At 69.6% G+C, this 23,193-nt stretch carries 21 protein-coding genes and 1 tRNA gene; 5 read left to right on the top strand and 17 right to left on the bottom strand.

The window, feature by feature from the left end; translation table 11 throughout:
- Window positions 1-4: 4 nt before the first annotated feature.
- Window positions 5-604: a 50S ribosomal protein L25/general stress protein Ctc gene (locus HF999_RS03090; protein WP_168544476.1), complete on the bottom strand. Its 600-nt coding sequence runs from the start codon at window positions 602-604 to the stop codon at window positions 5-7.
- Window positions 605-842: 238 nt separating this feature from the next.
- Between HF999_RS03090 and HF999_RS03085 the strand changes: the two genes are divergently transcribed.
- Both HF999_RS03085 and HF999_RS03080 read left to right on the top strand, forming a co-directional pair.
- Entirely contained in the window at window positions 843-1,286 is a 444-nt protein-coding gene (locus tag HF999_RS03085; protein WP_168544475.1) for a limonene-1,2-epoxide hydrolase family protein, read from the top strand.
- Window positions 1,287-1,431: 145 nt separating this feature from the next.
- Complete coding sequence (locus HF999_RS03080) at window positions 1,432-2,265, top strand: dienelactone hydrolase family protein (protein ID WP_312853996.1); 834 nt, start codon at window positions 1,432-1,434, stop codon at window positions 2,263-2,265.
- Between the two features lie 227 nt (window positions 2,266-2,492).
- Here the strand turns inward: HF999_RS03080 and HF999_RS03075 are convergent, their stop codons facing one another.
- From HF999_RS03075 to glmU, 5 genes are read right to left on the bottom strand one after another with little or no spacing between them, the layout of a single operon-like run.
- A complete protein-coding gene (locus HF999_RS03075; protein WP_168544473.1) occupies window positions 2,493-3,290 on the bottom strand; it encodes a family 1 encapsulin nanocompartment shell protein in 798 nt (265 codons plus the stop codon).
- Entirely contained in the window at window positions 3,287-4,309 is a 1,023-nt protein-coding gene (locus tag HF999_RS03070) for a Dyp-type peroxidase (protein ID WP_168544634.1), read from the bottom strand. The genes HF999_RS03075 and HF999_RS03070 overlap by 4 nt, the downstream gene beginning before the upstream one ends.
- A 39-nt stretch (window positions 4,310-4,348) precedes the next feature.
- Window positions 4,349-4,690: an arsenate reductase (glutaredoxin) gene (arsC, locus tag HF999_RS03065; RefSeq protein ID WP_168544472.1), complete on the bottom strand. Its 342-nt coding sequence runs from the start codon at window positions 4,688-4,690 to the stop codon at window positions 4,349-4,351.
- A gap of 24 nt (window positions 4,691-4,714) precedes the next feature.
- The gene (locus HF999_RS03060; protein ID WP_168544471.1) at window positions 4,715-5,692 is read right to left on the bottom strand and encodes a ribose-phosphate diphosphokinase; all 978 of its coding nucleotides are present in this window, start codon (window positions 5,690-5,692) and stop codon (window positions 4,715-4,717) included.
- Window positions 5,689-7,140 carry a bifunctional UDP-N-acetylglucosamine diphosphorylase/glucosamine-1-phosphate N-acetyltransferase GlmU gene (gene glmU, locus HF999_RS03055; RefSeq protein WP_168544470.1) on the bottom strand — a complete coding sequence of 484 codons (1,452 nt, stop codon included), beginning with the start codon at window positions 7,138-7,140 and terminating at the stop codon, window positions 5,689-5,691. The genes HF999_RS03060 and glmU overlap by 4 nt, the downstream gene beginning before the upstream one ends.
- A gap of 144 nt (window positions 7,141-7,284) precedes the next feature.
- Between glmU and HF999_RS03050 the strand changes: the two genes are divergently transcribed.
- Window positions 7,285-7,356 (top strand) — tRNA-Gln (locus HF999_RS03050).
- An 8-nt stretch (window positions 7,357-7,364) separates the two neighbouring features.
- On the opposite strand, the gene HF999_RS03045 is transcribed toward HF999_RS03050, so the two are convergent.
- Window positions 7,365-7,811 carry a pyrimidine dimer DNA glycosylase/endonuclease V gene (locus tag HF999_RS03045; RefSeq protein ID WP_168544469.1) on the bottom strand — a complete coding sequence of 149 codons (447 nt, stop codon included), beginning with the start codon at window positions 7,809-7,811 and terminating at the stop codon, window positions 7,365-7,367.
- A 115-nt stretch (window positions 7,812-7,926) separates the two neighbouring features.
- Between HF999_RS03045 and HF999_RS22160 the strand changes: the two genes are divergently transcribed.
- Entirely contained in the window at window positions 7,927-8,364 is a 438-nt protein-coding gene (locus tag HF999_RS22160) for a hypothetical protein (protein ID WP_210733416.1), read from the top strand.
- A gap of 58 nt (window positions 8,365-8,422) precedes the next feature.
- Here HF999_RS22160 and HF999_RS03035 read toward each other — a convergent pair whose 3' ends face one another.
- The 4 genes from HF999_RS03035 to mfd form a co-directional block, all read right to left on the bottom strand.
- Window positions 8,423-8,641, bottom strand: coding sequence for a hypothetical protein (locus HF999_RS03035; RefSeq protein WP_168544468.1), 219 nt, complete (start codon window positions 8,639-8,641; stop codon window positions 8,423-8,425).
- Between the two features lie 99 nt (window positions 8,642-8,740).
- Window positions 8,741-9,469: a lytic transglycosylase domain-containing protein gene (locus tag HF999_RS03030; protein WP_168544467.1), complete on the bottom strand. Its 729-nt coding sequence runs from the start codon at window positions 9,467-9,469 to the stop codon at window positions 8,741-8,743.
- Between the two features lie 46 nt (window positions 9,470-9,515).
- The gene (locus HF999_RS03025) at window positions 9,516-10,490 is read right to left on the bottom strand and encodes a nucleoside triphosphate pyrophosphohydrolase (RefSeq protein ID WP_168544466.1); all 975 of its coding nucleotides are present in this window, start codon (window positions 10,488-10,490) and stop codon (window positions 9,516-9,518) included.
- Complete coding sequence (mfd, locus tag HF999_RS03020) at window positions 10,487-14,143, bottom strand: transcription-repair coupling factor (protein ID WP_168544465.1); 3,657 nt, start codon at window positions 14,141-14,143, stop codon at window positions 10,487-10,489. Before mfd ends, HF999_RS03025 begins: the two co-directional genes overlap by 4 nt.
- 80 nt (window positions 14,144-14,223) lie before the next feature.
- Here mfd and HF999_RS03015 point away from each other — a divergent pair, with 80 nt between their 5' ends.
- On the top strand, window positions 14,224-15,654 hold the full coding sequence (locus HF999_RS03015) for a lipase family protein (RefSeq protein WP_246207146.1): 1,431 nt from the start codon (window positions 14,224-14,226) through the stop codon (window positions 15,652-15,654).
- Between the two features lie 33 nt (window positions 15,655-15,687).
- On the opposite strand, the gene HF999_RS03010 is transcribed toward HF999_RS03015, so the two are convergent.
- Genes HF999_RS03010 through nuoL form a run of 6 tightly spaced genes read right to left on the bottom strand, consistent with a single transcriptional unit; the run spans window position 15,688 to window position 23,192 of the window.
- Window positions 15,688-17,364, bottom strand: coding sequence for a DUF262 domain-containing protein (locus HF999_RS03010; RefSeq protein WP_168544464.1), 1,677 nt, complete (start codon window positions 17,362-17,364; stop codon window positions 15,688-15,690).
- 38 nt (window positions 17,365-17,402) lie between these two features.
- Entirely contained in the window at window positions 17,403-18,026 is a 624-nt protein-coding gene (locus HF999_RS03005) for a TetR/AcrR family transcriptional regulator (RefSeq protein ID WP_168544631.1), read from the bottom strand.
- A gap of 26 nt (window positions 18,027-18,052) precedes the next feature.
- On the bottom strand, window positions 18,053-18,382 hold the full coding sequence (locus tag HF999_RS03000) for a hypothetical protein (RefSeq protein ID WP_168544463.1): 330 nt from the start codon (window positions 18,380-18,382) through the stop codon (window positions 18,053-18,055).
- Window positions 18,383-18,397: 15 nt separating this feature from the next.
- Window positions 18,398-19,843, bottom strand: coding sequence for an NADH-quinone oxidoreductase subunit NuoN (gene nuoN, locus HF999_RS02995; RefSeq protein ID WP_168544462.1), 1,446 nt, complete (start codon window positions 19,841-19,843; stop codon window positions 18,398-18,400).
- Window positions 19,840-21,318: an NADH-quinone oxidoreductase subunit M gene (locus HF999_RS02990; protein ID WP_168544461.1), complete on the bottom strand. Its 1,479-nt coding sequence runs from the start codon at window positions 21,316-21,318 to the stop codon at window positions 19,840-19,842. Before HF999_RS02990 ends, nuoN begins: the two co-directional genes overlap by 4 nt.
- A complete protein-coding gene (gene nuoL / locus HF999_RS02985; protein WP_168544460.1) occupies window positions 21,315-23,192 on the bottom strand; it encodes an NADH-quinone oxidoreductase subunit L in 1,878 nt (625 codons plus the stop codon). Before nuoL ends, HF999_RS02990 begins: the two co-directional genes overlap by 4 nt.
- Window position 23,193 lies beyond the last annotated feature (1 nt).

Below are 23,193 nucleotides of genomic sequence, written 5' to 3'. Positions count from 1 at the left end.
CGAACTACTCTGCTGCGGCCTCGTCGGCAGCCTCGGCCTCGTCCTCATCGGTCTGGGCCGCCGCGATCTCGGTGACGTTGACGACCAGGGCATCGGCGTCGGTGAGCACGGAGACGCCCGCGGGCACCTCGAGCTGGCCGGCGGTGATCTGCGTGCCGGCCTCGAGCTTGTGCACGTTGACCACGATGTGCTCGGGGATGCTCAGCGCGTCGGCCTCGATCTCGACCTCGTTGAGCTCCTGCGCGACCTGGGTGCCGCCGGCGGGCTCGCCCTCGACGACGACGCTGACGGACACGGTGACCTTCTCGCCCTTCTTGATCACGAGGAGGTCGGTGTGCTCGATGTAGTTGCGCAGCGGGTGCACGACGACCTGCTTGGTCAGCGCCAGCTGCTCCTTGCCGTCGATGTCCAGGTTCAGCACGGCGTTGGTGCCGTCCTTACGGAGGATGGCCGAGAACTCACGGGCGACCACGGTGAAGTGCTGCGGGTCGGTGCCGTGGCCGTACAGCACGACGGGCACGAGGCCGTCGCGGCGGGCGCGGCGCGCGGCGCCCTTGCCGAACTCGGTACGGACGGTGGCGACGAGCTTGTTGGTGTCAGACATGATGCTCCTGCTGCGGTGTATCGGCCCCGACGATGTCGAGGCGGCCCGCACTGCATCACTCGCGGGATCCGCGGGGGAGAAGTGCCGTTCGCGTCGATCACGGCGGCCGGGGCCGCCCTCGCCGAGAAGGTCGCAGGAGAGTCTACCGAACGTCCCGCTCAGGAGTGAAATCGAAGCTTCGCCGTTCCGTCATGTCCAGTTCGCGCAGCGTCCACGCCTCATCGGCACCATCGACCCCGTGAACAACTTCCCGCTGTGGTCGCCGCAGGACGTCGCCGAGCGCTTCGTCGATGCCCTGGGCAGCGGCGACTACGAGATCGCCGAGCAACTCCTGGCGAAGAACGTGGTCTACCGGCGTACCGGCGGCCGGCCGTTGCGGGGCCGCGCGGCGATCGCGCGGCACTTCCGCTGGCACGCGCGCACGCGGGTCGCCATGCAGGCCGTCCTGCTCGCCTCCGAGCAGTCCGACGGTGCCGCACTCACCGAGCGCGTGACCGCCCTCGTCTACGGGCCGTTGCGCTTCCAGTTCCGGGTGCGCGGCACGTTCGAGGTCGACGGTGGCCGCATCGCCGCCTGGCGCGACGAGGCGGACGTGCGCGACGTGGCCAAGGCGATCGCCGTCGCCCTCGCCGGCGCCGTCTACGCCCCGGCCCGGCCGACCCTTCCGCGCGCCGCGGTGTGAGGGAAGCATCGACCGGTGACGATGCCGACCACGTGGCGGTGCAGGCACTGGGCCACGATCCGTGGCCGGCGCTCGAGGCCGTGGCGCACCGTCTGGCCTGAGCACCGCCGCCCGGAATCCGGACCGATGGGGCACGATGGTGCCTGTGGATCTCAAAGCCGAAGGCGCCGCTCATCTCGTCGACTTCATCAAGGAGCCCTTCACGTCGGACGGTGTGACGCACGACGTGTACCGGAAGGGCTCGGGACCCGCGGTGATCGTGATCGCCGAGATCCCGGGCATCACCCCGAAGGTGCTGGACTTCGCGCGGAAGGTCGTGGACGCTGGCTTCACCGCGGTGCTGCCGCATCTGTTCGGCACGCCCGGCCTGGATGCCGCGAACCCCAAGGCGATCGGCTACGCGGGTACGGCGAAGAGCATGGCCAAGCTCGCCGGCTCGCTGTGCGTGAGCCGCGAGTTCACCGTCCTCGCGACCGGCAAGTCCTCGCCCGTGGTGACGTGGCTGCGGGCGCTGGCCCGGCAGGAGCACGAGCGCTGCGGCGGCAAGGGCGTCGGCGCCGTGGGCATGTGCTTCACCGGCGGCTTCGCGCTCGGCATGGCCGTCGATGACGTGATGCTCGCGCCTGTGCTCAGCCAGCCCTCGCTGCCCTTCCGGCCCATCCCCGGCACCGGCCGCACCATCGACATCTCGCCGCAGGACCTGGACACGGTCAAGGTGCGGTGCGCCAAGCAGGGGCTCAAGGTCATGGGCCTGCGGTTCAAGGGCGATCGCATGGTGCCCGGCGAGCGTTTCGACTTCCTCCGCGAGCAGCTGGGCGACGGCTTCATCGCCGTCGAGCTCGACGACGCCGACGCCAACCCCGACGCCCTTATCCCGCCGCACTCCGTGTTGACGGAGCACCTCATCGACGAGCCCGGCCAGCCCACCCGGAAGGCGCTCGACGATGTGATCCAGCTCTTCCGCGACACCCTGGAGTGAGGGCGCACAGCCGAGAACAGCTCAGATCGACGGCCGCCGCCCTGCAGATCCAACGCCGTTCCCCCGTTCTCGGCGAGCACGTTACCCGTGGTGTTCCGCAGGTGATGCGCACGACGCATTACCGGTCCAGACCATTGCAGGTCAGAGGTAATGCGTCGCGCGCATCACCGGCGCGGCCACACACCCTCCCGTCGGCTTGCGGAAGGCGACGGCCGCAGGCGGCGTCGTCAGCTGGTGAGCGGGACGGACGCCTCGGCGGTGTACGCGAGGAAGGTGAAGGTCTCCTGCAGGTACAGCTGCACCGACTCGGCGTCGTGGCTCAGGTATCCGATCTCGACATCGGTCCCGAGGCGCAGCTCGTAGTCGCCGCCACGGGTGGTGAGCACGAAGGCGCCGTCGATCGCGGGTGCCCACACGATGTCGCCGTCCACCTGCCGGTTGAGGTGCTCGCGCACCGGGAATCCCTGGTCCGTGGTCTCGCTGACCTTGGTGTAGACGTCCGCGGACAGCAGCACCGAGTACGGGCCGTCCACGCCCGCGAGCCGCAGTTCCTCGAGCGCCTTGGCGATCACGTCCGGCATGTCACGGACGTCCTCGGGGAGGGCGATCGGCGTGTTCGACGAGCCCTCGCGGATGCCGTCGACGGACGCTGCGGCGTAGCCCTCGAAGATCGCGCGGTCCTCGGCGTACGCGAGCTGCTTCGCGGCCTTCTTCACCGGATCCCAGTCCGAGTCCTGTGAGCCGCGCTCGACGTCGTCGATGTCGATGCGCGCGAGGGTGAACGGCACTCGGAGCCGCACCATGGGGCGGCTCTCGCGCAGGTGCGCCTGCACCCCGTCCCCGGGCCCGTCGATGCCGAGGAGATGGCCGGTGCTCACGGCGGCAGCGCCGTGCCCGTCCGGCCCGGTCACGTCGACGACCCGGCGACCGGCGACATTGCGCTTGAAGGTCCGGGTCGCCTCTTCCTCGATCTGCTCCCACGCGACCGCTGTGACGGGCGCCAGTTCGCGGTAGAGATTGTTCATCGGTCTGTTCCTTTCAGGCTGCCGATAGTGAGCGCGCCGCTGGTTGCGGCGGGCGTCGCGGTCTCGGTCTCCGCCGACGGGGCTGCGGCGCCGGAGGGGAGGTCCGGCGGGGCGTCGAGCCACTCGCCGGTGGGGGTGAAGAAGAGGCATCCGGTCTGCGCGGTGGAGAAGTCGAGGATGCGGTCGGTGTTGCCGGGCGGATCGCCCAGGAACATGTTGCGCAGCATGCGTTCCGTGACCTCCGGGTCACGGGAGTAGCCGATGAAGTAGGTGCCGAACTCGGCGCTACCGAGCTCGCCGAAGGGCATGTTCTGCCGGACGATCTGCAGCTGGTTGCCGTCCTCGTCCTCGATCACGTTCAACGCGATGTGCGCGTTGGCCGGCTTCACATCGTCGTCCATCTCGATGTCCTCGAGCTTGCTCCGCCCGATGACCTTCTCCTGGTCCTCGACCGACAGTGCCCGCCACGCCGTCATGTCGTGCAGGTACTTCTGGATGTGCACGTAGCTGCCGCCCGCGAAGTCGGGATCCTCGGAACCGATCGCGGTGGCGTTCACGGCGTCGTCACCGTCGGGATTCTCCGTCCCGTCGACGAAGCCCAGCAGGTCGCGGGCGTCGAAGAAGCGGAAGCCGTGCACCTCGTCGACCACGGTGACCGCGTCGCCGAGTGAGTCGAGGATGCGCCAGGTCAGCTCGAAGCACATGTCCAGGGTGCTCGCCTTGACATGGAGCAGCACGTCGCCCGGCGTCGACGGTGCGTGGTGCCGCGGACCGTCGAGCGGGATGAACGGGTGCAACCCCGTCGGCTTGGGGCCGGAGAACAGCCGATCCCAGACGTCCGAGCCGAACGAGGTGGTGAGCGAGAGCTGCTTGTCCGGGTACCGGAATCCGACCGAGCGGGTGAGGCCGGAGAGGTTGTCCAGGGCGTCGTGGACCCGTTCCTCCTGCTCGGTAGGAACGGTGAGCACGACGAACATCGCGGCCTCGGTCAGCGGTGAGGTCACAACTTGATTCGGAATCACGGATTCACCCTAACGCCTCCCCGGCGTCTCCCCGCGTCAAAGGATCTCGTCGACGGCCTCGGTGGGGCGCGCCATGCGCGTGCCCTTGGCCGTCACCACGAAGGGCCGCTCGATCAGGCGCGGATGCGCGACCATCGCGTCGAGCAGCGCATCGTCCGTCGCGTCGGCGAGACCGAGCTCCTTGTACTCCGCCTCGCGTGTGCGGACGGCCTGCCGGACGGTGAGCCCGGCGTCGTCGATCAGCTTCTTCAGCTCCGCCTTGGACGGGACCTGCTCGAGATACTTGACCACCGTCACCGTCGCCCCCGCCTCCTGCAGGCGGGTCAGTGCCTGGCGGGACTTGCTGCACTTGGGGTTGTGGTAGATCGTCGCGTCCATGCCGGCCAATCCCGTCCGTGGTGTCTAGGCGTTGCCGTTGAAGAGGCTCGTCACCGAGCCGTTCTCGAAGACCTCGCGGATGGTGCGGGCCAGGAGCGGCGCGATCGGCAGCACCGTCAGGTTCGCGAAGTGCTTCTCCTGCGGGATCGGCAGCGTGTTGGTGGCGATCACCTCGCGCGCGCCGCAGTTCGCGAGCCGCTCGGTGGCGGGCTCGGAGAAGACACCGTGCGTGGTCGCGATGATCACGTCCTTCGCGCCGGCCTCCTTGAGCACGCCCACGGCGCCCGCGATGGTGCCGCCGGTGTCGATCATGTCGTCGATGAGGACGCAGGTGCGGCCGGCGACGTCGCCGACGACGCGGTTGCTCTTGACCTGGTTCGCGACGTTCGGGTCACGCGTCTTGTGCACGAACGCCAGCGGCGCACCGTCGAGGGCGTCCGCCCACTTCTCGCCCACCTTGACGCGACCGGCGTCGGGGGAGACGACCACCATGTTCTCGGTGCCGTAGTGCTCGCGCACGTAGTCGGCCAGCATCGTCTGCGCGTGCATGTGGTCGACGGGACCGTCGAAGAAGCCCTGGATCTGGTCGGTGTGCAGGTCGACCGTGATGATCCGGTCGGCGCCCGCGGTCTTGAACAGGTCCGCGACGAGACGGGCCGAGATCGGCTCGCGGCCGCGGTGCTTCTTGTCCTGGCGGGCGTACGGGTAGAAGGGGAGCACCGCGGTGATCCGCTTGGCCGAACCGCGCTTGAGCGCGTCGATCATGATCAGCGTCTCCATGATCCACTGATTGACCGGGTACGGGGCGCTCTGCAGGACGAACGCGTCGCTGCCGCGCACGGACTCCTCGAAACGCACGAAGATCTCGCCGTTGGCGAAATCGCGTGCCGTCTGCGGCGTGACCTCGATACCGAGCTCATCGGCGACCTGCTGCGCCAGCTCGGGGTGGGCACGACCCGCGAACAGCATCAGGTTCTTCTGGTTATCGATCCAGTTGCTCACTGCTCGTCAATCCTCGCGATAGCCTGCTGGGCCGCCTCCGCCGAGCTCGTGCCCGGGCGCTTGTGCAGTACCCAATCCTCGATGTTGCGCTGATCCGCGGCGGACACCGCAAGGGCTCCCGGTGGCACGTCGCGCTTGATCACGGTACCCGCTCCCGTGTACGCGCCGTCGCCGACCTCCACCGGGGCGATGAGCATCGTGTCGGAGCCCACACGCACGTGGTTGCCGATCACTGTTCGGTGTTTGTTCACCCCGTCGTAATTCACCGTCACCGTGGCGCAGCCGATGTTGCTGCCCTCGCCGACGGTGGCATCGCCGATGTAGCTCAGGTGCGGGATCTTGCTGCCGGCACCGATCTGCGAGTTCTTGGTCTCGGCGAACGCGCCGATCTTGCCCTTCGGCCCCAGGTCCGTGTTCGGTCGCAGATAGCTGAACGGGCCGACCGTCGCGTTCTCCCGGATCACCGACAGGTGCACCTCGCTGCGGAGCACCGTCGCGCCGGCGCCGACCTCGGTGTCGATCAGGGTGGTGTCGGGGCCGATCACGGCGTCCTCGGCCACGACGGTGGCCCCGCGCAGGTGCGTGCCGGGTTCGATGGTGACGTCCTGGGCGATCTCGACGGCGGCGTCGATGTAGGTGTTCTCCGGATCGATGACGGTGACGCCCGCCAGCTGATGCCCCTCGACGATCCGCCGGTTCATCTCGCGGCCGAGCCGGGCGAGCTGGATCCGGTCGTTGCAGCCGGCCACGAGCATCTCGTCGTCGATGTGATCGCCGCGGACGAGCTGTCCTGCGGCGCGCGCGATGCCGATCACGTCCGTGAGGTACAGCTCGCCCTGCGAGTTGTCCGGGCGGAGCTGTGCGAGCGCGGACACGAGGTGGACGTGGTCGAACGCGTACACGCCGGAGTTGATCTCCGTGATCGCGAGCTGCTCGGGCGTCGCATCCTTCTGCTCGACGATCTGCGTGACCTGGCCGTCCTGCGTGCGCAGGACCCGGCCGTAGCCGGTGGGGTCGGCGACCGCGGTGGTCAGCACGGTGACTGCGGCGCCGGCGCCGCCGGTGTGGGTCTGCAGGAGATCGCGCAGCGTCGTGGTGTCGAGCAGGGGGACGTCCGCGGCCGTCACGATGACGGTGCCCGCGAAGTCGTCCGGAAGCGCGCCGAGGCCGGCCTGCACGGCGTCGCCGGTGCCGCGCTGTTCCGCCTGGACCGCGACGAGGATCGCGTGGTCCAGCTCGTCCGCGGTGCCGAGCGCGGCCTCCGCCACGCGGTCGCGATCGTGGCCCACCACCACGACGAGGTGGTCCGGCCTCGTCCCGGCGGCCGCGTGCAGGGCATGCCCCAGCAGGGTGCGTCCGGCGATAGTGTGCAGCACCTTCGGGGTCTTCGACCGCATCCGCGTTCCCGCGCCTGCGGCGAGGATCACCACCGCCGTACCGTTCGCCATCGCTGCTCCTGTGGTCTCGTCCCGTGTCCGCGTTCGCGTCGAGCGTCGGGTGCGATCCTACGAGAGCTCTCCGGGGGAGCGGTCCGAGGGCGCGGTCCGTGGCACAATGCTTTGCGACGGTTCCGTGCGTGCGCCCGGCCCCGATCTCCCGTGGTGTAATCGGCAACACTTCTGATTTTGGTTCAGACATTTCAGGTTCGAGTCCTGGCGGGAGAGCACGTCGTCTACGCGCCCGGTGGGGCGGCGCGTTCCCAGCTCTCGACCTCGCCCGGCACGGCCCGGAAGCTTCGATGCGGATCCGGTCGTTCGACGGTGCGCCATCGCTCCGCCACCTCGGGGTTGCGCACCGTGAGCTTGGCCATCAGGTGCGCCCACTCCAGATCGAGCTGCCCGGTGGTGACGTCGATCGGTGCCACCTCGGCGTCGGGTGCATCGATGCGGGTGCGGTCGAACGTGTACCCCCGGGCGTCGGCCTCGTCCGCGATCGCGGACAGGTACGCGCCCACCGTGTCGAGCGGCTCCGGCGTCGCCCGGAAGCGCTCCAGCTGGGGGTGCCGCGTGTAGCCCTTCGTGCGACCCGCCAGCACGGCCTGCGCGAGCAGCGTCTCGCGCCAACACGCGACGAGCGCCTGCCGGTCGAGGTATCGCGGGTGTACCGACCAGATCCGCATGGTTCCAGCGTATCGCCCCCGGGGTCCGCCGCTCGGCGGGCGAATCGTCCTGAAATGTCCACGGACCCAACTCCGGGGCAAGCACTGCGTAAGGACGTCGTGGCTCAATGGAGTCATGCATCCTGACCAGTCGTACCCGCAGCAGCCGTACCCGCAGAACGGGTACCCGCAGCAGCCGTACCCGCAGAACGGGTACCCGCAGCAGCCGTACCCGCAGAACGGGTATCCACAGAACGGCTACCCGCAGCAGCCGTACCCGAGTCAGCAGTACGCGCAGCAGCCGTACCCGAACCCCGTGCAGGGGCCGGTGTTCCAGGCCAAGTTCCGTAAGCACACCGGAATGGTCATCCTGGCCCAGTGGCAGGACTCGTACGTCACCGGTTCGTACGCCGACGTGCGCGCGGCGTACCGGGCCGCGCAGACGCACAATCTGCTCGCGGGCTGGTGGGGCCTGATCTCGTTGCTGGTCTACAACTGGATCGCCCTGATCGGCAACATGTCCGAGATGGGCCGGATCAAGCAGCAGGCGCGGGCCGCCGGACTCGAGGTCTAGCAGCCCGCGCCCCGGCAGGACGGTGACGTGGAAGGGGAGCCGCGTCACCGTCAGGTCGTCAGTTGGGGATCTCCCAGTCGTATCCGGTGCCCGTGTCCACCTCGACGCACTCGAGAACGTCTCCGTTCGCGGTGGTGATGCGCTGGCCCTCCTGCGTCGAATCGCAGGAGTCGTACATCGACGGGGTGTCCGCGGCCGCGATGGCCGGTGCGAACGAGAAGGCGGCGGTGGCCGCGAGGAATCCGGCGGCGGCGAGGGTCTTTCGGCTGATGGTCATGGATTCACCGTGCAGGTCCGACCTGTGGTTTCCATGCCAACGGCGTGGGGAGGACCTGCCGGTCACCTGGAGGTCTCCTGTACGCGGGTGCCCCCGGGGTCAGGGCTGGACGTTCACCGAGTACGCCGCCGCGGCATCGCGGACGTCGAGCACGTACTTGCGGGACTGGTTGTAGACCATGACGGCCTTCTCCCACCCCGTCGCAGTGGTGAGGTCCTTGCCGGACACGCACAGGTACCGCGCGGCGGTCATCGCGGCGTCGTCGATGTTGTCCGGGTCGGCCCTGCCGTCCCCGTTCGCGTCCACGCCGAAGCGCGCCCAGGTCTCGGGGATGAACTGGAAGGGGCCCATCGCCGCGTCGTACTTCGCGTTCGGGCGGTGCGGATCGGTTCCGGTGGCCAGGATCTCCTGGTTGCCGTTCGTGCCGTCGAGCGGCACCCCGCGAATGGGTGGGGAGACCTGACCGTTCGGGGCGACGGTGGCGCCGTGGTAGGTGCCGTGCTTGCTCTCGATGAACGCGATGCCCGCGAGCGTGGTCCAGGTGATGCCGCATTCCGGCGTCCGCTGCCGCAGCGCCTCGGCGGCGTTGCCGTAGGCCTCGAGGGAGATCACGGGGATCCCGGTGGCCACGCTGATCGGGGTGGCCCAGTCGCGCAACAGGTCGGCCGTGCGGCCGGGGCCGTTCACGTTGATCAGCGGCACCGGCGCGCCGGCCCCGGGCGGGATGCCCTGCGGGATCTCGGGGCGCGGCGAGATCACGCCGCAGGCGGCGAGCACCGTCGACGCGACGCCGACGACGAGCGCGGCGCGCAGGCGGGAACTGATCATGGAAGGCCGTGAACTCTCTTCGACTGCGGGAAAACCGGACGAGAGGTCAACGTCCGGTTCGCGCCTCGGGGTTCCCGACGTGATCGTCGTCCCAGGCGGTGACCCATGATTCTACCTCGCCCGCGGCCATCGCCGTCTCGGCTGCGCGCACCCGGTCCATGAACGCGAGCACGCGCCGACGGTAGTCCAGTTCGAAGGCGGCGTCCGGCTGCTCGGGGTCGACGGTGACCGTGCGCACGTCGTCGGGGACCAGCTCGGCGGGGAAGCCGACGGTGCGCAGCCGCTCGAAGACCTTCGCGACCAGCGCCAACGCGGGCTGGCTCAGCGAGATCGAGTCCAGTACGGAGGCGCGCTCGCCGCGCTCCAGCCGCTTCTGGCGCTCCCAGTTCTCGGCCTGCGTCGCGACGTCGACGGCGATACCGTCGGCGAGGTGCGGCGTTCGCCTGCGCACCTTGGCGGCCAGGGTGCGGGCCACGTCGTCGATGCCGAAGGGATGCGCACCCTCCTCGGCGATCCGGGCGTGGAAGACGACCTGCAACAGCAGGTCGCCGAGCTCGCTCCGGAGCTCCGCGGCCGCCCGCGCCCCGGCCCGCTCGCCGGTCCCGGGATCGTCGAGCGCGGCGACGGCGTCGGCGACCTCGTAGGTCTCCTCCACGAGGTAGCGCAGCAGGGAGGCGTGGGTCTGCTCGGATTCCCAGGGCCCCTCGCGCCGCAGCCGGTCGATCAGCTCGACGGTGTCCAGGACGGCGAGCCCCGCGGGCGAGGGCGCCGCGATCACGTCGGCACCCGCCTCGCGGAGCGCGATCGCGGCGGGGTGCGCGGCGTCGGAGGTGAGCACCGTCGCCCCCGCCGGCACGTCCGCGCCCAGCACCGGGTGCCCGGCGGGCAGGTGCCACACCAGCCCCACCGGCAGTTCCTCCGTGTAGTGCACGGGCCCCGCGAGGTGCCCCAGGGCCGCCGCGGGCAGCAGGGTGGGCAGCGCCGGATTCACCAGGACGACGGTGCCGCGCCCGCCGGTCACGCCGGTTCCCCGGACGTCGCCTCGACACGCGGCGGCTGGTCGAGCCGCCAGTAGCCGGCTCCCTTGCCCGCCATCGCGGCGAGGAAGTCGGCGACGGCCTGGAGGACCTCGATGTCGCGCACCCGGTCGCTGCCCACTCCGCCGCCGCCGACGCGCGGCAACGGGAAGGTGACGGTGCGCGTCGCGGCGCGATAGGTCCCGCCGGGGTAGAGCCGCTTGAGCCGCATCTGCTGCGAGTCGAGCAGTTCCATCGGCGAGACGCGCAGGTTGGTGCCGGTCACGATGATCTCGGTGACGCCGGCGGCGCGCGCCAGCGATCGCAGGCGGGCGATCGCGGCGAGCCGGTCCACCTCGACGGGCGGCGGGCCGTAGCGGTCGGTGAGCTCGGTGAGAACCTCGGCGACGGCCGCATCGTCGTGCGCCGCAGCCAGTTTGCGGTAGGCCTCCAACCGCAGCCGGTCGCTGGTGACGTAGTCGGGCGGGATGTGCGCGTCCACCGGCAGGTCGATGCGCACCTCCTTCTGCTCCTCCTCGATGACGATGGGCTTGCCGTCCGCGGCGGCGCGGTAGGCCTCCACCGCCTCGCCGACGAGCCGCACGTACAGGTCGAAGCCGACCCCGGCGACGTGGCCGGACTGCTCCGCGCCCAGAACGTTTCCGGCGCCGCGGATCTCGAGATCCTTCATCGCCACCGCCATGCCCGCGCCGAGATCGTTGTTCTGGGCGATGGTCGCCAGGCGGTCGTACGCGGTCTCGGTGAGCGGCTTCTCCGAGGGGTAGAGGAAGTAGGCGTAGCCGCGCTCGCGCGAGCGGCCCACGCGCCCGCGGAGCTGGTGCAGCTGGGAGAGGCCGAGATTCTCGGCGCGCTCCACGATGAGCGTGTTCGCGTTCGAGATGTCCAGGCCCGTCTCGACGATCGTGGTGCACACGAGCACGTCGAACTCGCGGTTCCAGAAGCCCTGCACGGTGCTCTCGAGGGCCTCCTCGCCCATCTGGCCGTGCGCGACCACGACGCGCGCCTCGGGGACCATGTCGCGGATGTGCTTGGCGGCCCGGTCGATCGAGCTGACCCGGTTGTGCACGTAGAACACCTGGCCGTCGCGCAGCAGCTCACGCCGGATCGCCGCGGCCACCTGCTTGTCGTCGTACGCGCCCACGTAGGTCAGCACCGGATGGCGTTCCTCCGGCGGGGTGAGGATCGTCGACATCTCGCGGATGCCGGCCATGCTCATCTCCAGCGTGCGGGGGATCGGGGTGGCGCTCATGGTGAGCACGTCGACGTTGGTGCGCAGCGCCTTGATGTGCTCCTTGTGCTCGACGCCGAAGCGCTGCTCCTCGTCGACCACCACGAGCCCCAGGTCCTTCCACCGCACGCCGGTCTGCAGCAGCCGGTGCGTGCCGACCACCACGTCGACGCTGCCGTCGGCCAGGCCCTCGAGGACCGCGCGCGTCTCCAGCTTGTCGGTGAACCGGGACAGGCCCTTCACGGTGACCGGGAAGCCCTGCATCCGCTCCTCGAAGGTCTTCAGGTGCTGTTGCGCGAGCAGGGTGGTCGGCACCAGCACCGCGACCTGCTTGCCGTCCTGGACGGCCTTGAAGGCGGCGCGGACGGCGATCTCGGTCTTGCCGTAGCCGACGTCGCCGATGACCACGCGGTCCATCGGCACGGCCTTCTCCATATCGCCCTTGACATCGCCGATCACGGTCATCTGGTCGACGGTCTCGGTGAAGGGGAAGGCGTCCTCCATCTCGCGCTGCCACGGGGTGTCCGGGGCGAAGGCATGGCCGGGCGCGGCGTTGCGGGCGGCGTACAGCTGCACCAGCTCGCCGGCGATCTCGCGGACGGCCTTGCGCGCCTTGCGCTTGGTGTTCTGCCAGTCGCTGCCGCCCATCTTCGACAGGGCGGGCATCTCGCCGCCGACGTACCGCGAGAGCTGGTCGAGCGACTCCATCGGCACGAAGAGCTTGTCGCCCGGCTGGCCGCGCTTGCCGGGCGCGTACTCGATGACGAGGTACTCGCGCCGGGCGCCCGCGACGGTGCGCTCGATCATCTCGACGAACTTGCCGATGCCGTGCTCGTCGTGCACCACGAGGTCGCCCGCCGTCAGGGCCAGCGGGTCGACCTGGTTGCGGCGCTTGGCCGGCAGTCGCCGTCCGTCGCCGACGCCCGCCACCCGGTTGCCGGTGAGGTCGGGCTCGGCGAGCAGGACGAGCTTCTCCGACGGGACGGTCAGGCCAGTCTGCAGGCTGCCGCGCAGTACGCCGACGGTGCCGGCCTTGGGCGCGGCGCCGGGGTCGAGCTCGGTGGCCGGCACCTCCGCGTCGCGCAGGCGCTCGAGGATGCGGGCGCGGGTTCCCTGGCCCGCCACCACGATCACGCCGCTGCCGCCGGACGCCGCGTGAGCGCGGAGCGTCGCGAACAGCTTCTCCGCCTCCGCCTCGGATCCCCGTGGCGCGGGGGCGTGTTCGGCGCGCACGATCAGGTGGTCGTCGTCGGCCTCGGGGCCGGCGGCCAGCGGTGAGACCGTCCACCAGGGCACGCCGCGTGCGGCGGCCGACTCCCGCACCTCGTCGAGGTCGCGATAGGCGCTGGCGCCCAGGTTCATTCCGCTGGGGTCCAGCGGCGCGGCCGAGCCGAGGGCGGCCGCGGTCCACGAGGCCTCCAGGAACTCCTGCCCGGTGCGGCCGAGATCCGCTGCGCGCGTGCGGATCTTCTCCGGGTCGAGCAGCAGCGCGTGCGCGTCCGCGGGCAGCACGTCGGTGAGCAGCTGCAGCTCGCCCGGGATCAGCGCGGGGATCAGTGCTTCCATGCCCTCGACGGGGATGCCCTGGGACAGCTTCTCCAACATCTCCACCAGGGCGGCGTCCGACTCGTGCTCGGCCTTCAGCGCCGCGGCACGCTCGCGGACCTCCGCGGTGAGCAGGAGCTCGCGGCACGGGTAGACGTGCACGGTGCCGATCTCGACCTCGGGCTGCGAACGCTGATCCGCCACGGAGAAGGCGCGCAGGTCGGTGATCTCGTCGCCCCAGAACTCCACGCGCACGGGCAGATCGGTGGTGGTGGGAAAGACATCCAGGATGCCGCCGCGCACGGCGAACTCGCCGCGCTTGCCCACCATGTCGACCCGCGTGTACGCCAGCTCGACAAGTGTCTCGATGAGGTCGTCGAAGTCGTGCTCGACGCCCTCCCGCAACGTGATCGACGGTGCGTCACCGAGCCCCGGTGCCATCGGCTGCACCAGCGAGCGGACGGTCGCCACGACGGCGCGCAACGGTTCGCCGTACTGCGCGTCGTCGGGATGGGCCAGGCGGCGCAGCACCTGCAGCCGCCTCCCGACGGTGTCGGCGCCGGGGGAGAGCCGCTCGTGCGGGAGCGTCTCCCAGCTGGGGAACTGGGCCACGGCACCCTCGCTCAGCATCTCCCGCAGCTCGGAGGTCAGGTCGTCCGCCTCGCGCCCGGTCGCGGTCACGACCAGGACGGGGGCGCGGTCGGCGAGGGCGGAGACGAGGAAGGGACGCGCACCGTCGACCGCGGTGACGGTGAGGTTCGGCCGGCCCGCGGCGGCGGCGAAGGCGGCGATGTCGGGATCGGCGGCGACCGCCCTGGTCAGTCCGGAGAGGGCTGGGACGTGCGTGGGGGCGGCGTTGGACACCCGACCAGTCTATGGGCGGGGTCCGGCGTCTCGATCCGGGCCTTGACAGGTGATGTGGATCACCTTTAGGTTTCCTGAGCATGGAGAATGAAACATCAGCGTTCCGGATGGCTCGGCGCGGTATCGCGGCGCTGATCAGCGCGATCGTCGTGGTCGCGACCGGCTTCGTCGCGAGCCCCGCCGCCCAGGCGGTCCCAGGCATCGTCGAGCCCGCCCCGCCGGCGGACTCCTTCTACGACCGGCCGGCCGATCTGGCGTCGATGAAGCCGGGCGAGATCGTGCGGACCCGCACCACCTCGGTCCGGTCGCTGCAGGTCATGCCGGTCAACGTGGATGCCTGGCAGCTCGCCTACCGGACCACGGGCATGGACGGCGCGCCGGACATGACGGTGACCACGGTGATGGTGCCGCGGGGGAAGAAGCCGACCAAGCTGCTGTCCTACCAGGCGGCCGCCGACTCGACCCTGCGGATCTGCCAGTCGTCGTACGCCGCGACCAAGGGCGGCCCGGTGGACCTCGCGGCGAAGGAGGGGCCGCTCACCTTCGGCATGCCCGCCGCCGAGCTGCTGTTCGCGACTCTCGGCCTGCAGGAGGGCTGGGCGGTGTCGATGCCCGATCACGGCGGCGGCGACAACCGGTTCCTCACGCCCCGCCAGCCCGGGTGGGCGGTCCTCGACGGCATCCGCGCCGTCGAGAACTTCACCCGCCTCGGCCTGAACGCCAAGACGCCCGTCACGCTGTGGGGCTACTCGGGCGGCGCGATCGCCAGCAGCTGGACCATCGAGGAGCAGCCCACCTACGCGCCGGAGCTCAACATCCGCGGGGCGGCCTTCGGAGCGCCGGAACGCGACCTCGAGGCCTCGCTGCGGTCGGTGAACACCTCGCTGCTCGCGGGCCTGATCCCGCTCGCCCTCTCCGCGCTCGGTAAGGACTCAGAGGAGTTCCGGGCGGCGCTGGACAAGGTGCTCACGCCGGAGGGGCGGGCGCGGGTCAACGCGACCCGCAGCCACTGCATGCCGCAGAACGTGGTCGCGAACCTGTGGTTCGACTACAACCGGATGCTCACCAAGCCGGTGGATGAGGTGCTTCGGATCCCGGTGATCGCCAAGACGATTCGCGAGCGCGGCGTCAGCGGTCGGATCCCGACGGTGCCGGCCTACATCTACAACGGCGTCACCGAGGAGGTCGCGCCGATCGCCGGCACCGACAAGCTGGTGAATTCGTACTGCCAGGGTGGTGCGTCGGTGACCTACCGCCGCGAGGAGTTCCCGCCGAACCCGGTCAAGCAGCTCATGACCACCCACGGCACCGTCGTGGTGACCGGTGCGGGCGGCGCCTTCACCTGGCTCAAGGACCGGATGAACTCGACCGGGCCGGCACCGTCGGGCTGCGATGTCCGCACCGTCTTCAGCAGCGGCCTCGAGCCCGCGGCGGTCGGCACCTTCGGGCAGGCGATCGGCACGATCCTCGCCTCGCTGGTCGGCGCGCCGATCGGGACGGGACCCCGGTAGGTCAGTCGGGCGGAGGGCGCCTCAGGTGCCTCGTCAGTGCAGTCCCCACTCCGATTCGAGGATTCCGATGAGTTGTGACTGCCGTGTTGCGATCACTTCCGGCGTCCATTCCTTCGCAGTCAGAACCTGCGTAGTGAGGGCGAATACGGCGCTCCCCGTCGACGCGGTGAAGTACTTCGACTTCTTCTTCTCGAAGTCGTAATTCTGGGCCTGACTGTTCTTGACTCGATTGAGAAGGACGAGGTTGCCGAGCCGATGAGTCCACTGCTCACGTTCGGCATCGGTGAAATCTCGTACCCACTTGCTGTCGTTGCGCGGTGTCTGCGGCAGAACATGCTCCACAGTGATCATCTTGTGCTCGTATGTGACTCCCGGTTGGTTGGCCAGCAGGTCGTCCAAACGCAGAAGGACGTACTTTCGGACCGGCGCAACGAGGTAGATGTGGCCGCCCAAACGGTCTCTGGTATCCGAGATCTCCTGAGCGGAGAGGTCGAACGCCGTCGCGTTCAGTCCAGCGCCTTGCTCGAGTTGCTTGAGCAGATCGCCGTAGCGATTGCCGCGCGGCGTGGTGTAGATGCGACGCAAGAGCATGCTGGCGGCGAGTCGCTCGAGTTTGCGCAAGAACTCGCTGAGGAAGGCGGGATCGTTCTGGTGTTCCTTCAATGCCCATAGCGCTGGGGCCTGCCAATTATCGTTGTCGACCTGCATGAGCCGTCGAAGCCAGTTGTTCACCGATGCCCACGCGGGATCATCAGGATAGTTCTGAGTGAGCAGGTGCTCGTACGCGTCGGAGTAAGGGATGAGGACGTCGTCGACGAAACTGTGCCCTCGCCCAGGAAGGTACTTGCTGAGTACCTCTTCGTCGAACTCCTGGAGTAGTACCTTGCTTGCCCGCTCCTTCATGAAGATCATGCGGATATGGCCGAACAAGTCAGCGAACGCGCTTCGGCCGAGGTCGACCTCCTCTTGCTCCCACTTATCGGCGTAGTCCGCAGCGTCGCTGTCATTGACATCGCCGATCACCTTGGACTTGAAGATGTCGGCGGGAGTCAGGTCGAGACCTCGCGCATTCATCACGCTGAAGATGCGGTGGGCGCTGTTGAGGTCCGGGGTAGTGACGACGACGAGGAACGTACGGGATCCGAGCATCGTCGCAAGTTTCTGCCGGTCCTCCTCGGACCAGTCCAGTAAGCGCTCCCGCAGGGCGACCGTATTGTCGCGGATCGCGCGCTGGGCATCCGTCTCGACGTGAGCGGTATCGAGCGCGACGAGGTCCTTGGTTGAGCCCTCGGCCTGGACGCGGGTAGCGAAGAACTTCGCGTCCCGCCTCCTCAGGGTCAGTCGGGGCTTCGGCGCAGTACCAGCCAGAATCTCGCCCGGCTCGACAACAACCTTAGCGAGCTCGCCCGCTAGCTGTGGATTGGCAGTCAGATCGCGGAGCACGGCGAACAGAATGCTGACGGTGGTCAGTCGCTGCTGTCCGTCAATCACTTCCGCGCGCGAATCGGACCCTGTCTTGACGAGGACGATCGAGCCCAGGAAGTAGGGCTCATCAGTGTCCCGACCGAGGGCTCCCTCCAAGTCGTCCAACAGCTGGAGGGTCTGTTCCTTCCCCCACGCGTAAGGCCGCTGATAGTCAGGGATCGTGAATTCGTAGTCGCTGGAGAAGATCTTCCGGAGCGGGTATTCGCCTGCGGTCAGGTCTTTCACGAGTCGCCTCCCGTCGATGCTGAATGTCCACAGGGAGACTACGTGACCGTTTCGTCGGCCTCGCCCCGCTGGCTGGGCTCGATGGCGACGGGGTTCTCCTTGAGGCCGATGAGCCCGTACCAGGACAGGTTCACGATGTGGGCCGCCACCGCCTCCTTGGGCGGATTACGCACCTCCAGCCACCACTGGGCCGTCATCGCGACCATCCCGACCAACGCCTGCGCGTACAGCGGCGCGAGCTCGGGGTCGAGGTTCTTGCTCTCGAACTCGCTCTCGAGGTGGATCTCCACCTGGCCGACCAGGTCGTTGAGCAGCGTCGAGTAGCCGCCGGTGTCCTCCACGGAACTGTTGCGGGTGAGGATGCGGAATCCATCGGAGCGCTCCTCGACATAGGTGAGCAGCGCCAGGGTGATCTGCTCGATCCGCGTCTTGGAGCGGTCCTCGAGCAGCGCACGGGAGAACACCTCGAGCACCATCTCCATCTCGCGGTCCACGACCACGGCGTAGAGGCCCTCCTTGCCGCCGAAGTGCTCGTAGACCACCGGCTTCGAGACCCCCGCCTTCGCCGCGACCTCCTCGATCGTCGCGGCCGCGTATCCGCGGTCGGCGAACACCGAACGCGCGGTGTCGACGAGCTGATTGCGGCGCTGGGCCGCGGTCATTCGCTTGCGAGGCTTGGCGGTCGAGGTCACGGCGTGTCCGCGTCGGGCGCCCCGGCACCCGCCTCCGGGGCCGACGGTGCCGCACCGTCGGACTCCGAGCCCGCCGCCTGCGCCGCGACCTGCGCCCGGTACGCCGCCTCCGCCCGGTCGTGCTGGCGCTTGATGTAGCGGCTGGCGAACAGCAGACCCACGAAGAAGAGCAGCTCGAAGACGATTGCGACCCCGTACAGCACTCGTTGGGTCGTGTTCTGCGCGTCGGTCATGCGCCAGATCAGCACCGCCAGCACCAGCAGCAGGACTGCACCCATCGCCTTCAGGTTGAGTCCGTTGCTGAATGGAAGCGGCTTGTCACTCATGACTGACGATTCTACTTACCGTCCCGAGAACACCGTGATGTCCGCGAACAGGTCCAGCAGCGGCTGGGGGAACACGCCCAGCGCGACCACCGCCGCGGCGCCGAGCGCGATCGCGAAACCGGTCATCGGGTCCACGCGGGGCACGTCCGGCGCGATCTCGTGCGGGGGCGTGAAGTACATGGTCATCAGCACGCGGATGTAGAACACGGCGGCCAGCGCGCTCGCGAGCACGCCCACCACCACGAGCCATCCGCCCCCGCGCTGCGCCGCGGCGGTGAACACGGCGAACTTGCCCGCGAACCCGCCGGTCAGCGGGATGCCCGCGAAGGACAGCAGGAACAGCGCCATCGCGCCCGCGAGCCACGGGCGCGTGCGCCCCAGCCCGGCCCACCGGTCCAGATCGCCCACCTCGACGGTGCCGCCGTCCGGCCTGCTCTCGCGGACCGCGCCCGCCACCGCGAACGCGCCGACGGTGCTCAGGCCGTACACGGCCAGGTAGAAGCACACCGCCCCGGTGCCACGGACGGTCCCCGCGAACACGCCGATGAGCAGGAAGCCCGTGTGCGCGACGGCCGAATAGGCGAGCAGGCGCTTGACGTCCGACTGGGTGACGGCGATGACCGAGCCCACGATCACGGTGACCACCGCGACCGCCGCGATCACCGGACGCCAGGGCACGTCCCGGAAGGCGACCAGGGTCAGCCGCAGGATCACACCGAACCCGGCGATCTTGGTCGCCGCTCCCATGAACGCCGTCACCGGTGTGGGGGCGCCCTGGTAGACATCGGGCACCCAGGAGTGGAACGGGACCGCGCCCACCTTGAACAACAGGCCCACGCCGATCAGCGCTGCGCCGATGGTGCCGAGCACGGCGTCCTGTGGCACGGCCGTCAGCGAGGTCGACCCCGTCGCCGCGAACCGCAGTGCGACGCCGAACAGCAGGATCGCCGAGCTGAACGCACCCAGCAGGAAGTACTTGAGCGCGGCTTCGAGCGGGAGCAGCCCGCGGCGTTTGGCGAGCGCGCACAGCAGATACAACGGCAACGAGAGGACCTCGAGCGCGACGAAGAGCGTGAGCAGGTCCTGCGCGGAGACGAAGGCCAGCATGCCGCCGAGCGCGAACAGCGTCAGCGGCACCGCCTCGGTGTGCGTCAGCGACTCGTAACGGCCGATCATCAGTGCGAGCGCGGGCAGTGTCGAGATCAACAGGAGACCCTGGAGGGCGAGGGAGAGCCCGTCGTCGGCGACCGAGCCGGCGAGGATCGCCCGCGGGCGCGCTCCGGCGTCGGCGAGCAGCGCGACCGCGACCAGGGCGGCGAGCACCGCGCCACCACCGAGCACCGCATGGACCTTCACGCGGAGTCCGGCGGGGGCGAAGGCCTCCACGAGCACGCCGAGGATCGCCGCACCGAACACGATCAGCGCGGGCGCGATCTCGGCGTACTCCACGGACGGGTTCATCGCGCGACCTCCGCGACGGTGGGCGAGACGGACGGGTTGATCGCGTCCAGCGCCGGGGCGGGGAACAGGCCCAGGGCGAACAGGGCGATCACGAGCGGGACCAGCACGAGCAGCTCGCGCGGCCGCGCGTCGTCGACGGTCCGCGTCACGGCCTCGGGCGCCGGGCCCGTGAACATGCGCTGGTAGGTCCACAGGACGTACATCGCGGACAGCACGAGCGCGGTCACGGACACGATCGCGGCGATCGCCCACCGCGGGTAGGTGCCGACCACCACGAGCAACTCGGAGACGAACGGTCCGAGGCCGGGGAGTGAGAGCGTCGCCAGGCCGGCGATGAGGAACACCGCACCCAGCTTCGGCGCTCGCGACCACACGCCGCCGAAGTCGGAGATCTGGCGGCTGCCGCGCCGCGCGACGAGGATCCCGGCGGTGAGGAACAGTGCGGCGGTGGCGACGCCGTGGTTGACCATGTACAGCACGGAGCCCGCCTGCGAGTCGCCGGTGCGCGCGAAGACGCCCAGGACGATGAAGCCGAAGTGGCTGATCGACGTGTACGCGATGAGCGACATCACGTCACTCTGCCCGATCGCGAGGATCGCGCCGTAGACGATCCCGACCACCGCGAGCGCGGCCACCCACGGCGCGAATCGCGCGGCCGCGTCGGGGAACAGCGAGATGCAGTACCGCAGCATCGCGAAGGTGCCCACCTTGTCGACGATCGCCATCATCAGCACGGCCGTCGGCGGATTCGTCTGCACCGCAGCGCCGGGCAGCCACGTGTGCAGCGGCCACAGGGGAGCCTTCACGGCGAACGCGAAGAGGAAGCCCAGGAACATCAGGTCCTGGCCGATGCCGGGGCCGGGGCGCGCACCGTCGAGCAGCGAGCGCAGGTCGAAGGTGCCGGACGCGGCGTACAGCCCGACCACGGCGGCCAGCATGATCAGCCCGCCGGCGAGGTTGTACAGCAGGAATTTCACCGCCGCATGCGCGCGGATCGTCGAATCGCTGTCCGTGCCACCGAAGCCGGCGAGCAGGAAGTACAGCGGGATCAGCATGGCCTCGAAGAGCAGGTAGAACAGCAGCACGTCGGTGGTGACGAAGCTGACCAGCACCATCGCCTCGACGGCGAGTGTGAGGGCGACGTAGGTGCCGGCCCGTCGGCTCTGCGGAGCGCTCTCGCGCCAGGCCGCGAGCAGCAGGACGGGCAGCAGGGCCGCTGTCAGCAGGACGAGCACGAGCCCGGTGCCGTCGAGCCCGAGTCGGTAGCCGGCGCCGAAGGACGGTATCCAGGAGTGCGATTCGACTAACTGGAAGCCGCCGGCCGGATCGAAGGCGCAGGCCAGTCCGACCCCGATCGCCAGTGCGAGGAGCGACGCCGCGAGCCCGATCCACCGTGCGGCGCGCGGCACCGCGGCGGCGGCGATCGCGCCCACCGCAGGCACCGCCCACAGCAGCGTGAGCCACGGCGCGCTCATGAGAGCCACACCGCCGCGGCGCCGATGAGCACCGCCGTTCCGGCCAGCATGGTCAGCGCGTAGCTGCGGGCGAACCCCGTCTGCGAGCGGCGCAACAGCAGCGAGCCGAGGTGCACGCCGGCGGGGATCGCGTCCACCGCGCCGTCGATGCCCCTGTGCTCCACGGTGACCAGTGCGGCCGTCGCGGCCCGACCGGGCCGCATGAACAGGGCCTCGTTGACGGCGTCGCCGTACAGGTCGCGTCGGGCGGCGCGCGTCACGGGGCCGACGTCCGACGGTGCGTGAACCGGAACGGTGCGCGTCGCGCGGATCGCGACGGCCACGCCGATCGCCACGGCGCCGAGGACGAGCGCGGTGACCGCCCAGGCGGGGATCGTGTGGTGCGCCTCGGGTGCGGAACCGACCGCGGGGGCGAGGAAGTCGGTGATCCGGCTGCCGATCACGAGGAAGGCGCCGGCGCCGATGCTCCCGATCGCCAGCACGACCATCGGCGCGGTCATCACGCCCGGTGATTCGTGCGGGTGGGTGCCCTCGTGCCAGCGGGGCGTTCCGAAGAAGGTCAGCACCATCACCCTCGTCATGTAGAAGCCGGTGATCCCCGCGCCGAGGATCGCGATGCCGCCCAGCACGATTCCCCAGAACCCGCCGCGGCCGAGCGCCGCCTCGATGATCCCGTCCTTGGTGTAGAAACCCGACAGCGGCGGTACGCCGATGATCGCGAGGTAGCCGAGGCCGAAGGTGACCGCGGTGATCGGCATCAGTCGGCCGAGGCCGCCGTACCGGCGCATGTCGGTCTCGTCGTTCATGCCGTGCATGACCGACCCGGCGCCGAGGAAGAGTCCCGCCTTGAAGCATCCGTGCGCCAGCAGGTGCGCGATGGCGAGGGCGTATCCGGCGGGGCCGAGTCCCGCGGCCAGCACCATGTAGCCGATCTGGCTCATCGTGGACGCGGCCAGGGCCTTCTTGATGTCGTCCTTCGCGCAGCCGATGATCGCGCCGAAGAGCAGCGTGATCGCGCCGACCGCGAGCACGAAGCCCTGCGCCACCGGAGCCGCCTCGAAGACCGGTCCGCAGCGCACGACGAGGTACACGCCGGCGGTGACCATCGTGGCCGCGTGAATGAGGGCGGACACAGGGGTGGGGCCCTCCATCGCGTCGCCCAGCCAGCTCTGCAACGGCACCTGCGCCGACTTCGCGCACGCCGCGAGGAGCAGGAGCAGTCCCAGCCAGGTGATCGTGCTTCCGTCCGCCGCGGCCGCGCGGGGCAGGAACTCGCCGAAGGTGGTGGTGCCGAAGGTCGTGAGCGTGACGGCGACCGCCAGCGCCAGCCCCATGTCGCCGACGCGGTTGACGAGGAAGGCCTTGCGAGCCGCGGTCGCCGCCGCGGGCTTGTGCTGCCAGAACCCGATGAGCAGGTACGAGGCCAGGCCGACGCCCTCCCAACCGAGGTACAGCACGACCAGGCCGTCCGCGAGGACCAGGATCAGCATCGCGCCGAGGAACAGGTTGAGGTAGCCGAAGAACCGGCGCCGGCCGGGGTCGTGCGCCATGTAGCCGATCGAGTAGATGTGGATCAGCGTGCCCACGCCCGTGATCAGCAGTGCGAAGCAGACGGACAGTTGATCCAGTCGCAGGGCCAGGTCGACCGAGAGGTCGCCGCCGGAGAACCAGTGGTAGACAACGGTGCTCACCGACCGGTCGGCGGTCCCGCGGGTGAGCAGCAGAGCGAAGGCGACCACCGCGACCACGAAGGAGGCGGCCGCGATCGCGGTGCCGAACAGGTGCCCCCACGCATTCGCGCGCCGGCCGCCGAGCAGGAGTACCACCGCTCCGGCGAGAGGGATCAGCGGCAGAGCCGCGAGCAGTCCGGTCACG

It is taken from the genome of Tsukamurella spumae (assembly GCF_012396015.1).
In the GTDB taxonomy this organism is placed as follows: Bacteria; Actinomycetota; Actinomycetes; order Mycobacteriales; family Mycobacteriaceae; genus Tsukamurella; species Tsukamurella spumae.
This window is presented reverse-complemented; position numbering and strand designations above follow the sequence as displayed.